This is a genomic window from Pleionea sediminis, from assembly GCF_007570825.1.
Lineage (GTDB): Bacteria > Pseudomonadota > Gammaproteobacteria > Enterobacterales > Kangiellaceae > Pleionea > Pleionea sediminis.
Genome location: NZ_SUNB01000001.1, coordinates 509123 through 522779, shown reverse-complemented (window position 1 = coordinate 522779; position 13657 = coordinate 509123). Strand labels below are relative to the sequence as shown.

The following is a 13657-nucleotide window of genomic DNA, read 5'->3' as shown; positions in this document are numbered from 1 at the left end:
CTCTTAACAGTTATAGTTGTTCAATTTGCTTCAGTAACTGGGCTTTTAATAAAGACTTTTGAGATTCATTTAAAGGATCATCGTCTAACGTAGAAATTTCAAAAATATCTTCAACTTTTTCTCCCAATGTCACAATTCTGGCTGAATGAACCGATAAGTTACAGTATCGAATTGCGTCACCAATTGCCGCTAGTAAACCGGGTTGGTCCAAAGCTGTCAATTCCATTTGGGTATATCCTTTATTGGTGGTTTCAGTAAAGGATATTTCTGTAGGAACATCGAAGTGTTTTACTCGGCTTGAAACATGTCGTTGAACCTTTTTTGACATACCATCGATGTTCTTTAAACGCTTTTGAAGTAATTTACGAATGCTTTGAACGCGTGTAGCGGATTGAATTGGTTTTCCCGATTCTTCTAATACAACGAAAGAATCGAAACATTTACCTTGTGAATTGGTATAGAGCTCTGCTGCTTGAGTGCGCAGGTTCTTTTGACTCAGGGTCGCTGTCATTGCTGCAAACAGTCCGGGCTGGTCCGCTGTATAAATGAAAATTTCGGTGCCGGCATCGTTGTAGTGCTTCTTTATTTCAACGAGCGGCCCGCTGCCATGAGCGTGAATTATGATAGAGCGGGTTTGCCAGACAATTCTGTCAACGGGAGTTGTGCGAAAATAAGCGTCATCAAGAGTATTCCAAAGAGCAACAATCTCACTTTCCGGTACTTTCTTTTTAATTAAATGTGAAAGTGCCTGATTTTTAATATCTGAAATATGCTCTGCTTCACTCAAGCGATTCTTGGTGGTTTTGGATAAGTAGTCGGTGGTATTTAAGTAGAGTTCTTTCAGAAGTGCATCTTTCCATGAGTTCCATAGTTTAGGGCTGGTTGCCCGTATGTCTGCAACGGTTAATATGTAGAGTAAATCCAGCCGTTCTTGCGTTTTTACTTGATTGGCAAAGTAAGCAATAACTTCTGGATCTGAAATGTCTTTGCGCTGTGCGGTTACGGACATTATTAAATGATATTCAACTAGCCAGGAGACTATTTGTGCCTCTTCTTCAGGCATTGCTAAGTAATGACAAAACTCGTAAGCATCTTTTGCTCCTAATGTCGAATGATCACCACCGCGGCCTTTGGCGATATCATGAAATAGCCCGGCCAGAAATATGAGTTGTGGTTTCTTCAATGCTTGCATGATTTTGCTGCAATAGGGAAATTCATCCTCGTGCTCGGAACTTGCAAACCGAGTCAGGTTTTTCAGCAAGAACAGGGTATGTTCATCAACTGAGTAGATATGGAACATGTCAAATTGCATTTGTCCCGAGATTTTTTGGAATAAAGGTAGAAATCGGGCAAGCACACCGTTTCTTTTAATGAGAAATAATGGTCGATCCCCTGTGTGCTTAATGCTAAAAAACTCGAGAAATAATTGTTTGTACTTTTTATTCTGTCGGTACTCGGAATCAATTAAATGCCGGTTATCACGAATAGCACGGAGTGTTTTTGCACTTACGTGTTTATTTCCTGGTGTTTGAGCGGCAACAATGAATGTTTGTAGTAAGAGCTCAGGATGCTTGGGTATTAATGTCGGATCTTTTAGAGCAACTCGATCATTTTCTAACTGAAAAAGGTCATCAATCGGCTCGATTTTAACTTTCTTGTTATTATCCAAAATGACTTCTTCGAATACTTGGAGTAATAGTTCGGTAACATTACGTATTTTACTCGCTGCTCGATATACTTTCTGCATCAGTTGTTCAACAGCCAGTATTTCTTCTTTATCGTTGAAACCCAGATACTCTGCCACTTTTTTTTGATGTTGGAATAATAACCTGTCTTCACCACGTCCTGTAATTGTGTGTAATGCAAAACGAACTCGCCACAAAAAGAGTTGGGAACTTATGAGTGTTCGATATTCTCTGAGAGTAAATATGCCTTGATTGGCAAGATCGTGCAGAGTGTCTGTTTCAAAGTATCGTTTGGCTATCCAGCCGACGAGTTGAATATCTCTCAATCCACCTGGATTGCCTTTTAGGTTGGGTTCAAGCTCAAAAGATGAACCGCGGTATTTACGATATCTTGCTTTCTGCTCTGCAACTTTTGCTTCGTAAAAATCTCGCGCAGGCCAGATTTTGTTAGGGCCTGTTTTTTCCCGCATTTGTAAGAAGAGCTCTTCAGCACCGGCGATTACTCGAGATTCAATTAAGTTGGTTGCAATGGTTATGTCTTCGATAGCTTTTTGAGTGCATTCTTTGACAGTGCGAACACTGTGACCAATATTAAGGCCAATATCCCACAAAAAAGTAATTAAGTTTTGTAGTGAGTCCAGAGTTTCTTTTGGCGCTTTTGGAGTAATTAAAAAGAGTAAGTCAATGTCGGATCCTGGATGCAATTCGGCACGACCGTAGCCCCCAACGGCAATGAGAGCGCAGTGTTTATCACTCATACTAAATTGACGCCAAATTTCAATCAGTATTTGATCAACAGTATTCGCTTGCGCTTTTACCAAGTGCCTGACAGACACTCGCTCATTAAAAGCTTTAGCAAGAATCTGATGACTTTCGTCTAAGTATTTTTTGCACAGGGTTATTGACTGGACTGTTCCAACTTCCTTCGTTTCTAGCTTGGGTGATTTAGGAAGTGGTAACTGCTCTAGTATACGAGAGTTCATTAAAAGGATTCTTCTCGACGTTTGGTAAGAACATCAACTCCAGTCGCAGTTACTAATAATGTGTGTTCCCATTGAGCAGATAGCCCACGATCTTTGGTCACTACAGTCCATTGATCGGGTAGAAGTTTCACGTGTCGTTTTCCTGTGTTCACCATTGGCTCAATTGTTAAACACATGCCTTCTTGCAGTTCGACACCAGTATCTGGCTTGCCGTAATGCAATACTTGGGGGTCCTCATGAAATTCTGCGCCGATACCATGTCCGCAGTATTCTCTGACTATAGAATAGCTGTGTTTGTGAGCGTGGTTCATTATGGCATAGCCAATGTCACCAAGTTTGATGCCTGGCCTAACCATTTCAATTCCGAGATACAAACATTCTTGTGTCACTTTGATTAATCGATCCGCCATGATTTTAGGTTTGCCGACGGTAAACATTTTACTGGTATCACCATGGTAACCATCTTTTATTACGGTAATATCGATATTCACAATATCGCCATCTTTAAGTTTTTTGTCAGCCGGGATTCCGTGACAGACTACATGATTAACCGAGGTACAAATGGATTTTGGAAATCCATGATAATTCAGAGGAGCTGGTATGGCTTTTTGTTCGTTGACGATATAGTCATGGCAAATATCATTGAGCTGATTGGTTGTGACGCCTTTCATCACATGAGGTTCAATCATTTCTAGAACTTCAGCTGCTAGTCGTCCTGCAACCCGCATTTTTTCAATTTCTTCAGGCGTTTTAATCTTAATGTTCATGTATTACTTGAACCCTGTCGTCTAGTCATATTGATAAGTCTCGAGGGGATTTTATAGATTTTGTAACCGGACTTCACGAATAAACGTTAACTTTCATCGAGTCTGATGTTTTTTTTCGTTGATGTTGATGCTAAAAGCCGCCAGGTTCCTGCCTTTGCATGGAGTTTTCGATTGTTCTTGAAGCCCATATATGGTATAAATCGCGCCCGGTTGGATGATCCGACCGGATAACTTAAAAACACACGCAAATCGTCACATGGGTTAGGGTGCCGGTACACCGAGAGGTCTCGCTGGTTGACTTATGGGATTTGCGGAGGTTAAACCCTTGATTTTGGAGAAAATATAATGGCAAAAGTTTCAATGCGTGACATGCTTCAGGCGGGCGTGCACTTCGGTCACCGTACCCGTTTCTGGAATCCGAAAATGAAGCAATACATTTTCGGCGCGCGTAACGATATTCATATCGTTAACCTTGAGCAAACACTCCCAATGTTCCATGATGCACTTAATTTCATTTCTAGTATCGCGTCACGGAAAGGGAAAATTTTATTTGTGGGCACCAAGCGCGCAGCTAGCGATATCATCGCTGAAGAAGCAAAGCGTTGCGGCCAGTACTTCGTTGATAAGCGCTGGTTAGGCGGTATGCTTACAAACTATAAGACCATTCGTCAGTCTATTAAGCGTTTGAAAGAATTGGAAGTTCAAAGTCAAGACGGCACATTTGATCGTTTGACTAAAAAAGAAGCTCTTCTTTTGACTCGCGAAATGCAAAAATTAGAAGCTAGTATCGGTGGTATCAAGGACATGGGCGGATTGCCTGATGTTCTTTTCGTCATTGATGCTGATCATGAGCACAATGCGATTGCGGAAGCTCGTAAACTGGGTATTCCTGTTGTTGCTGTTGTTGATACAAATTCTAATCCTGACAATGTTGATTATGTCATTCCTGGTAACGATGATGCGATTCGTGCAATTCAATTGTACGTTGGCGCTGTTGCCGATACCGTTCTCGACGCTCGTCAAAGCGCTCAAGTTGTTGAGCAAGCTGGCGAAGAAGAGTACGTTGAAGAAGCTGATAAATCAGAAGCTGAACAAGCATAATCCTCAGCTTGCTTGGATTTAAAAGGGGGCCTCGCCCCCTTTTTTAGAGTCCAAACATATAGAATCAAATTTCTTTTATTCGGCCGTGCAAACACGGCAAATAAATCGGAGAAAAATCATGGCAATCACTGCTGCATTAGTTAAAGAGCTGCGCGAGCGTACTGGCGCAGGTATGATGGAGTGTAAAAAAGCGCTTGTTGAGACTGATGGTGACGTTGAAAAAGCGATAGAGAACATGCGTAAGTCGGGCCAAGCGAAAGCTGCTAAAAAAGCGGGCCGAGTTGCTGCGGAAGGTTTAATCATTATCAAGTCTTCTGACGATGCGAAAACTGCTGCTATTGTTGAAGTAAACTGCGAAACCGATTTCGTGGCGCGAGATGAAAACTTTGTAAGCTTCGCAAATGGTGTTGCTCAAGTCGCATTAGATGGAAAGATTACTGACATCGAAGCACTCAAAGCTGCAAAGTTTGATGGAGAACATACAGTAGAGCAAACACGTGAAAATCTTGTTGCCAAAATTGGTGAGAACATGACTGTTCGACGTGTGGTTATTGTTGAGTCTACTGAGGGTTCTTTAGGTTCTTATCAACACGGTTCTAGAATTGGCGTTGTCGTAGAAACTAAAGGCGGTGACGATGACTTAAATCGTGACCTAGCGATGCACATTGCTGCAAGCAAGCCGGATTACTTAAATCCAGAGGCTATCCCATCTGAAATCATTGAGAAAGAAAAAGAAATCATCAAAGCTCAACCTGATATGGAAGGTAAGCCAGAAGAGATCGTTGAAAAAATGATTGGCGGCCGTATTCGCAAATTTGCTGCTGAAATCAGCCTTACTGGTCAACCTTTTGTTAAAGATCCTTCTCAATCAGTTGAGAACTTATTGAAATCTAAGTCAGCTGAGGTAGTATCTTTCGTGCGCTTCGAAGTTGGTGAAGGCATTGAAAAGAAAGAAGAAGACTTTGCTTCAGAAGTAATGGCTCAGGTTCGCGGCTAGTAATTGGAGAACATTGATGACAACGGCATCTTCGCTTCCGTATAAGCGGATTTTATTAAAGCTCAGTGGTGAAGCTTTAATGGGGCAAGAATCTTTTGGTATTGACCCTCAAGTGCTCGATCGAATGGCCAATGAAATTCGAGATATTGTGAGTGCGAAGGTGCAGGTTGGCATCGTAATAGGCGGTGGCAATCTTTTCCGAGGAGAGAAATTGGCGCGCGTTGGAATGAATCGAGTCGCAGGCGATCACATGGGAATGCTTGCAACGGTAATGAACTCTCTCGCTCTTCAAGATTCTTTGGAACGCTCGGGATTGGAAACTCGAGTGATGTCTGCTATCTCCTTAACCGGTGTTTGCGAAGATTATAATCGCCGATTTGCAATGCGCTTTATGGAGCGCGGTCAGGTAGTCATATTCTGTGCAGGCACTGGTAATCCCTTCTTTACTACGGACACTGCAGCGTGTTTGCGTGGAATTGAAATTGAAGCTGATTTAATTTGTAAGGCCACTAAAGTCGACGGTGTTTATTCTGCTGATCCAAATAAATTCAGTGATGCCGTTAAATATGACCGATTGTCTTATCAAGAAGCTTTGGATAAAGAGCTGGCTGTTATGGATTTGACGGCATTTTGTTTGGCTCGAGATCATCAAAAGAAGATTCGAGTTTTTAACATGAATAATCCAGGCGCTTTAGTCCGTGTGGCGACAGGAAAACAAGAAGGCACGTTAATCGAGTGCTAGACACAACTAATTTCGCAGGAGAAAGTTTGTGATTAACGATGTAAAGAGTGACGCAAAAACTCGCATGGGAAAATCAGTCGACTCATTTAAAAGTGATTTGACAAAAGTTCGAACCGGAAGAGCTCATCCCAGTCTGATTGAGCATCTAATGATCCCATATTACGGTTCCGATACACCTATTACTCAGGTTGCTAACGTTTCGATAGCAGATGCACGTACGTTGCAGGTGCAGCCTTGGGAAAAAGATATGGTAGCACCCATTGAAAAAGCCATTATGAATGCTGATCTTGGATTAAACCCAAACACAGCAGGTCAGGTTATTCGAATTCCTCTTCCTCCTCTTACCGAAGAACGACGAAAAGAGTTGATTAAAGTTGTACGAGGCGAAGCGGAGAATGCGAAAGTAGCGGTGCGTAATATCCGACGTGATGCGAATTCAACATTAAAAGATTTAGTAAAAGAGAAAGAAATTTCTGAAGACGATGAGCGTCGTGCCCAAGATGAGATCCAAAAGTTAACAGATGAGCATGTAAATAAAATTGATGCGATATTGTCTGAAAAAGAAGAGGAGTTAATGGAAATTTAATTCCATTAGTCTTTTTGGATGATGCACGCCGCGTAGATAAAACGCGGCGTTTGTGTATTTATTAATGTCAGAAAAAGAAATAATAATTTTGCAAACAAAACCACGTCACATAGCTATCATTATGGACGGCAATGGCCGTTGGGCTAAAACTCGCGGTAAGAAAAGAGTACAAGGTCATAAAGAAGGCATGGAGCGGGCCCGAGAGATGGTGCAAACTTGCGGTGCGCTTGGGATAGAAGCTTTAACTCTATTTGCTTTTAGTAGCGAAAACTGGAATCGTCCTCAAGACGAAGTCGGCTTTTTAATGAATTTGTTTGTTACTGGTTTGACTAAAGAAAGTAAATCTCTCCATAAAAATAATGTTCAGTTACGTGTGATTGGTGACGTAAGTCGTTTTGATAAGAAGTTACAAAAGGCGATATTTGAAGCTGAAAAGTTGACTTCCAGCAATGATGGAATTGTTTTGCAAATCGCTGCAAATTACGGAGGTCAATGGGATATTCTTCAGGCCGCGAGTAAAGCTGCTAATGAGTCTTTCCAGAACGGAAATGGTATGGTTGAGTTAACGAGCTCTGATATTGAAGCTAAACTCACAGGTGCCGATATTCCCCATCCTGATCTTTTGATTCGCACAGGTGGCGAGCAGCGAATTAGCAATTTTTTATTGTGGCAGTGCGCTTATTCAGAACTTTATTTTTCTCCTTTATTGTGGCCAGACTTCGATTCTGAAGCCCTGAAAGAAGCTGTGTCTGAATTTGGTCAAAGACAACGACGTTTCGGAAAAACGGGTGAGCAAGTCGAAGCCGATATATCTGCGATAAATAATAATTAGAGAATAAATATCATTATGCTGAAACAGCGAATAATTACAGGTGTTTTACTTCTACCCGTGGTGGGAGTCGTGCTCTTTGGTTTGAATCTTAAAGGGTTTGCGTTGGCGTTGTTAGCCATTAATTATTTGATGGGATGGGAATGGGCAAGGCTTGCTGGTGTTCAGTCGGGAGCTAGCAAATCTTTTTTTGCTTTGTTTGTATCTTTTTTGGCATTAGTGGTTTGGTATTTTAATCAGAACTTACAGTTATGGCCATCTACTTGGTTCGTTGAATGGCACTGGACGTCAACTCTTATATCTTATTGGCTCACTCTGATGGCATGGGTTCTAGCCATAATCATGATTTTGGTGTCGAAATATAACAAATCTTTTTGGACTCATGGCCCCTGGTTCCGCTTAGCAATTGGCGCTATTTTAATTGTTGGCTTTTGGGTTTCAGCAATATCTGTGAGGAACATTCAGATCAGTCAAGATCCCTATTTTGGGGGATACCTAGTGCTGTACATGCTAACACTTATTTGGGGAGCTGATGTTGGCGGTTATATATTCGGTAAGCTTTTTGGTAAACATAAATTGGCACCGAGCGTGAGTCCCGGAAAAACTTGGGAAGGGTTTTTGGGTGGTTTGGGATTGAGTTTGGTAGTTGCGTTTGTAGGAAGTTATCTACTTAATTTTAAAATTAACGACTATTTTATATTTGCAGGTTCAGTTATTTTTATAACGGTAATTTCAGTATTTGGTGATTTGTTTGTTAGTTTATTAAAGCGTCAAGAAAATTTAAAAGATACCAGTCATTTGTTACCCGGGCATGGTGGAATACTTGATCGACTGGACAGTTCTCTTGCGGTTGCTCCGTTCTTTTTATTAATCTTTAGTTTTCAGGGATGGATTTAATGCAGCAGGTAACTGTGCTGGGATCAACCGGTTCAATAGGCGTAAATACACTAGATGTTATTATTCGTCATCCTGATAAATACCAAGTATTTGCTCTTTCTGCACATACGAATGCAGAAAAATTAATCGAACAAATTGAATTAATAAAGCCGGCTTTTGCTGTTCTTGTTAAAACAGACAATCCATCTGAAATCGTGCAACGTGTTTCTTCTGTTTCATCAAAAACTGAAGTGCTATTTGGTGAAGATGCTTTAAAATTAATAGCGTCGCACGAAAATGTTGATACCGTGATGGCAGCTATCGTAGGTGCCGCGGGATTAATTCCGACACTTTCGGCAGCCCTTGCCGGAAAGAAAATATTGCTAGCCAATAAAGAAGCGCTTGTTGTGGCAGGCGATTTATTTATGAACGCGGTAAAGCATAACGGTGCACAATTATTGCCCATCGATTCTGAACATAATGCGATATTTCAATGTTTGCCTCATAATTATTCCGAGCGAGGCTTTGAATCCTCAGGTGTTCATAAAATATTACTCACCGGGTCGGGTGGTCCATTTCGGGAATTGCCATTAAACGAATTTGACTCTGTTACGCCAGAGCAAGCCTGCGCACATCCTAACTGGGATATGGGGAAGAAAATATCCGTTGATTCGGCAACGATGATGAACAAAGGGTTTGAGGTGATTGAAGCCTGTCATTTATTTCAAATCAGTACTGATCAGCTCGAAGTTGTGTTGCATCCACAAAGTATTATTCACTCAATGGTGAGTTACAGTGATGGCTCTGTTATTGCTCAAATGGGTCAACCAGATATGAGAACGCCCATTGCTTATGGCTTGTCTTGGCCGGAGCGAATTGATGCTGGCGTGGAACCATTAGATTTCAGTGTGGTCACTCAATTAGGCTTTGAAAAACCTGATGCTACACGCTACCCGTGTTTAAAGTTGGCCTTTGAGGCTTTTGATGAGGGTGGTAGTATGCCTGCCGTATTGAATGCTGCAAATGAAATAGCGGTTGCGTCTTTTCTCGCAGGTGATTGTCGGTTTACTGATATTTGTCGAATAAATGAACAAGTAATGTCGCGAATTGGGCGACAACATTGTGCTAGCGTCGATGAGTTACTCGAACAAGACCTGAAAGCGCGCGAGCTTGCAGCAAATATCGTTTCTATAAGTGGGTTAGGTTAGATTTAATGTCAGACTTTTTTCTTTACACAATCTCTCTCATCGTGACTTTGGGTGTCTTGGTTACGTTCCATGAGTGGGGCCATTATTACGCCGCACGAAAATTGGGAGTGAAGGTTTTACGCTTTTCCGTAGGCTTTGGTAGCCCGATCTGGAAGCGAGTCGCTAAAAATGGTGTAGAGTTTGTTGTCGCTGCCATACCTTTGGGCGGTTACGTCAAAATGCTCGACGAATATGAAGGTGACGTTGCTGAAGAAGAAAAGTCGAAAGCGTTTAACCAGCAACCTATTTGGAAAAGAAACATTATAGTCGCCGCAGGGCCCTTCGCTAATTTTGTGTTGGCACTTGTGGTTTTTTGGCTGATGTTCATGTTGGGGATATTAGAACCCAAACCCATTCTTAGCTCACCAACGAAAGATTCCATCGCGGAAAAAGCAGGCCTGCAAGCCAATCATGAAATCGTAAAAATTGATGGTGAGGACGTTTCAGGTTGGAAAGGCGTAACTTGGGCACTGGTTGAACGTCTGGGAGAGCAAGGCCAAATAGTTGTTGAAACTCAGTCGACAGAAACAGGAGTGTTCACAACTCACACTTTAAATATTGACAGTTGGCAAGTCGACGATCGGCGACCTGATGTTTTAGGGAGTTTAGGCATAATTCCTAAATTCGATCGAGATGCAATTATTGGTCAATTTTCAGAAAAGAGTCCTGCGAAAGAAGCTGGACTAAAAGCTGGCGATAAAATTGTTGCTCTCAATGGCGAAAAAATAAACTTGTTTGATGAGCTCGCGGAGTTTATGCAAAAGCTGGATTCTGCTGACCCAATTCAAGTTTCAGTCATGCGTGATAGTAACATTTTAAATTTTTCTGTGACGCCTATATCCACTGACTCAGGTTATTTATTAGGCATATGGGCAGCAAACTTGCCGGTTGAAGTCCATAAGGCTGGAGTTTTTGAAGCATTTCAGCTTGCGATGGATGAAACTTGGGAAGTAATTTCTTTAACCGTTACCATGCTTAAGAAGTTGATTTTAGGGGAAGTTTCTACCAAGTCATTGGGTGGCCCAATTTCGATTGCTGAAGGTGCGGGTAGCTCTGTGCGAGGAGGACTGGTATATTTCCTCAGCTTTTTGGGAATGATCAGCGTAAATCTTGGTCTTATTAATCTCTTACCAGTTCCGATGTTGGATGGTGGGCATTTATTGTTCAATACCATTGAGCGTTTAAAAGGTAAGCCTTTGTCCGATCGCGCTCTGGATTTTGGCCGCAGTATTGGGCTTGTTATGGTTTTGGGGTTGATGGCGATTGCAATTTTCAACGATATCGCTCGTTTGTAGTTTTGGAGTTCGAAAGTCTTGATGACAATAAAACAAAAATTTGTAGGTTCGGTGTTATTACTGGCGAGCTTAGGGGCAAATGCCGAATTTAAAGCGTTTAAAGTAGAAGATATTAAAGTTCGTGGCTTACAGCGTATAGAGTTAGGAACCTTCTTTACTTACTTACCTATTCAAGTTGGTGAAACGCTCGACGAGGCAAGACTGCCTAACGTTATTCGTGCACTCAATGACTCGGGATCATTTCAATATATTCAAGTTCTCAGAGAAGATAATGCATTAATAATTGAGGTTGAAGAGCGTCCAATTATTTCTGACATTGTTATTGACGGTAATAAGCAATTAAAGACTGAAGATTTACTCAACGGGATGCGTGGTGCTGGATTCGCTAAGGGCGAAGTTTACCAAGCAGCTGCTCTTGAGGCGATAGCATCAGAAATTCAAAACCAATATTTTTCACACGGTAAATACGGTGTCGAAGTTAAAACTCGAGCGGTAAATATGTCTCGAAATCGTGTTCAAGTTCGGCTTGAAATTGATGAAGGTGAGCCAGCAACCATTCAAGAAATTAATATCGTAGGTAATCGAGTTTTTGATGACGAAGAATTATTGGAGCAATTTGAGTTATCAACAGGCGGTGTCTTTTCTTTTTTCACTAGCGATGATCAGTACGCTCGAGAAAAGCTCTCAGGTGATATGGAAAAATTAAGAAATTATTATCTCGACCGCGGATACTTAAAGTTTCAAATTGTCTCGACTCAGGTTTCCATTTCTCCCGACCGAAAAAATATGTTCATCACCTTAAATGTCGATGAAGGTGAAAAGTTTACGGTTAAAGAAGTTAAGTTTTCTGGCGAGTTAATTTATACCGAAGAACAACTAAGAAGACTTGTCCCGCTACGTAAAGGCGACACCTATAGTGGTGCTGCGATTAGTTTTGCAGAAGAACGTATAGCAGAATGGCTTGGCTATAAGGGTTATGCTTTTGCAAATGTCGTCAGCGTGCCAGAAATTGATCAAGACAATCGAGAAGTCAGCATGACGATTTTTGTTGATCCCAAGCAGAAAACTTATGTTCGACGAATTACCTTCTCTGGTAACGAAGCTACCAACGATCACGTACTTAGACGTGAAATTCGTTTGATGGAAAAAGAGGCATTATCGACCCAGTTAGTTGAGCGTTCCAAAACTCGATTAGAACGTTTGCCGTTTATTGAAGAAGCTTCTGTTGAAACACCAAAAGTTGAAGGGACTGACGATCAAGTTGATGTTGAGTTTAAAATTAAAGAACGTTCGGCTGGTACTATCTCAGGAGGTTTGGGATATGGAAGTTTTTATGGGCTTTCTTTGCAAGCCAGCATAAGTCATGAAAACTTTTTGGGAAGTGGTAATCGAGTTGCTTTCTCATTAAATAATTCAAAAGCGATAAAAAACTATAACTTCAGTTACACCGATCCTTACTTTACGATCGACGGTGTTAGTCTTGGTTATAACTTATTTTACCGAGAGACAGATTACTCTGAACTAAATATAAATCGATCATCACAAGAATCTTTGGGTTTAGGAGCTACATGGGGCGTCCCTCTTAGTGAAGTTTCACGATTTAGCTTCGGCGGTACCTTCTTAAAGAACCAGTTAAATTCTTTCGCACGTTCGTCTCAAGGTGCTCGATCAGAATCAATCATGGATTTGTTCTCTGGATTTGGTCTGGATCCTTTTGCTGATTCATCGCTTGATTTTGAATTAATGGAAGTTCAAACCGGTTGGTTAAGAAATACCTTGAATCGCGGAATTTTTCCTGACAGTGGGTCTATGAATCAAATCTCATTGGAAGCTTCTGTACCTGGAAGTGATCTAGAGTATTATAAACTGAGTTATAACTTTTCAAATTACTGGGCTTTTGCTCGAGGCTGGTCTTTGAAAACCGGATTCCTAATGTCTTATGGCGACGGTTACGGAGATGGAGTCAGTGAAGATTTACCTTACTTTGAAAATTTTTATGGTGGCTCTTCAGACTCTTTACGAGGGTTCGAAAATAATACAGTGGGCCCACGAGAAATTATTCGAACACCAACGACTCAAACTGTGACAGGACCAGATGGTTCTCCGATAAGTATTATATTGCCTCGCGAGTTTGATTCGATAACGTTGAATCGTTTCTCAACCGGTGGTAATGCTAAAGTTACAGGCACACTGGAATTGATTTTTCCAACTCCGTTTGCAGAAAATAACCGTTCTGTAAGAACGTCATTTTTTGTTGATGTTGGTAATGTTTGGAACACCAAGTTTGATCCAGAAGATTACTCTCAACTTCAAGTCTCTTTACCAAACGGAGCAATCGGAACTATGCCAGATTACGGTGACCCAGAAACGTATCGTGTGTCGGCAGGCTTTGCGGTACAATGGTTATCACCAATGGGACCTATTTCTATCAGTTTAGGACGGCCAATTCGAGAGCAGCGTTTCGACGAGTTTGAAACTTTGCAGTTTAATATTGGACGGACTTTTTAAGGTTTAAAACTAATAACTGAATTAACATACTAAGACGCAAG

Annotated in this window: 11 protein-coding genes; 9 read left to right on the top strand and 2 right to left on the bottom strand. The window is 41.3% G+C overall.

Annotation, left to right across the window (positions count from 1 at the left end):
- Nucleotides 1–10: 10 nt before the first annotated feature.
- On the bottom strand, nucleotides 11–2668 hold the full coding sequence (gene glnD, locus FAX86_RS01995; RefSeq protein WP_144391657.1) for a [protein-PII] uridylyltransferase: 2658 nt from the start codon (nucleotides 2666–2668) through the stop codon (nucleotides 11–13).
- Nucleotides 2668–3435 (bottom strand): type I methionyl aminopeptidase, encoded by a 768-nt coding sequence (map, locus tag FAX86_RS01990; RefSeq protein ID WP_144391656.1) that lies wholly within the window; start codon nucleotides 3433–3435, stop codon nucleotides 2668–2670. The genes glnD and map overlap by 1 nt, the downstream gene beginning before the upstream one ends.
- Before the next feature lie 345 nt (nucleotides 3436–3780).
- Between map and rpsB the strand changes: the two genes are divergently transcribed.
- The 9 genes from rpsB to bamA all read left to right on the top strand — a co-directional run bounded on the left by rpsB (nucleotide 3781) and on the right by bamA (nucleotide 13616).
- Nucleotides 3781–4536 carry a 30S ribosomal protein S2 gene (gene rpsB, locus FAX86_RS01985; protein ID WP_144391655.1) on the top strand — a complete coding sequence of 252 codons (756 nt, stop codon included), beginning with the start codon at nucleotides 3781–3783 and terminating at the stop codon, nucleotides 4534–4536.
- Nucleotides 4537–4651: 115 nt separating this feature from the next.
- Nucleotides 4652–5533 carry a translation elongation factor Ts gene (gene tsf / locus FAX86_RS01980; protein ID WP_205859148.1) on the top strand — a complete coding sequence of 294 codons (882 nt, stop codon included), beginning with the start codon at nucleotides 4652–4654 and terminating at the stop codon, nucleotides 5531–5533.
- Nucleotides 5534–5549: 16 nt separating this feature from the next.
- Nucleotides 5550–6275, top strand: coding sequence for a UMP kinase (gene pyrH / locus FAX86_RS01975; RefSeq protein ID WP_144391653.1), 726 nt, complete (start codon nucleotides 5550–5552; stop codon nucleotides 6273–6275).
- A gap of 28 nt (nucleotides 6276–6303) precedes the next feature.
- Nucleotides 6304–6861: a ribosome recycling factor gene (frr, locus tag FAX86_RS01970; protein ID WP_144391652.1), complete on the top strand. Its 558-nt coding sequence runs from the start codon at nucleotides 6304–6306 to the stop codon at nucleotides 6859–6861.
- Between the two features lie 88 nt (nucleotides 6862–6949).
- Complete coding sequence (uppS, locus tag FAX86_RS01965; RefSeq protein WP_425467765.1) at nucleotides 6950–7693, top strand: polyprenyl diphosphate synthase; 744 nt, start codon at nucleotides 6950–6952, stop codon at nucleotides 7691–7693.
- 15 nt (nucleotides 7694–7708) lie between these two features.
- Nucleotides 7709–8587: a phosphatidate cytidylyltransferase gene (locus FAX86_RS01960; RefSeq protein WP_144391650.1), complete on the top strand. Its 879-nt coding sequence runs from the start codon at nucleotides 7709–7711 to the stop codon at nucleotides 8585–8587.
- Complete coding sequence (gene ispC / locus FAX86_RS01955; protein WP_246128481.1) at nucleotides 8587–9774, top strand: 1-deoxy-D-xylulose-5-phosphate reductoisomerase; 1188 nt, start codon at nucleotides 8587–8589, stop codon at nucleotides 9772–9774. The genes FAX86_RS01960 and ispC overlap by 1 nt, the downstream gene beginning before the upstream one ends.
- A 5-nt stretch (nucleotides 9775–9779) precedes the next feature.
- The gene (rseP, locus tag FAX86_RS01950) at nucleotides 9780–11108 is read left to right on the top strand and encodes an RIP metalloprotease RseP (protein ID WP_144391648.1); all 1329 of its coding nucleotides are present in this window, start codon (nucleotides 9780–9782) and stop codon (nucleotides 11106–11108) included.
- A gap of 21 nt (nucleotides 11109–11129) precedes the next feature.
- Nucleotides 11130–13616: an outer membrane protein assembly factor BamA gene (gene bamA / locus FAX86_RS01945; RefSeq protein WP_144391647.1), complete on the top strand. Its 2487-nt coding sequence runs from the start codon at nucleotides 11130–11132 to the stop codon at nucleotides 13614–13616.
- Nucleotides 13617–13657: the final 41 nt, after the last annotated feature.

Bases quoted from the DNA above. Each gene is read 5' to 3' on its own strand.
- glnD (WP_144391657.1), bottom strand. From the start codon at position 2,668: ATGAACTCTCGTATACTAGAGCAGTTACCACTTCCTAAATCACCCAAG.
- map (WP_144391656.1), bottom strand. From the start codon at position 3,435: ATGAACATTAAGATTAAAACGCCTGAAGAAATTGAAAAAATGCGGGTT.
- rpsB (WP_144391655.1), top strand. From the start codon at position 3,781: ATGGCAAAAGTTTCAATGCGTGACATGCTTCAGGCGGGCGTGCACTTC.
- pyrH (WP_144391653.1), top strand. From the start codon at position 5,550: ATGACAACGGCATCTTCGCTTCCGTATAAGCGGATTTTATTAAAGCTC.
- FAX86_RS01960 (WP_144391650.1), top strand. From the start codon at position 7,709: ATGCTGAAACAGCGAATAATTACAGGTGTTTTACTTCTACCCGTGGTG.
- ispC (WP_246128481.1), top strand. From the start codon at position 8,587: ATGCAGCAGGTAACTGTGCTGGGATCAACCGGTTCAATAGGCGTAAAT.
- rseP (WP_144391648.1), top strand. From the start codon at position 9,780: ATGTCAGACTTTTTTCTTTACACAATCTCTCTCATCGTGACTTTGGGT.
- bamA (WP_144391647.1), top strand. From the start codon at position 11,130: ATGACAATAAAACAAAAATTTGTAGGTTCGGTGTTATTACTGGCGAGC.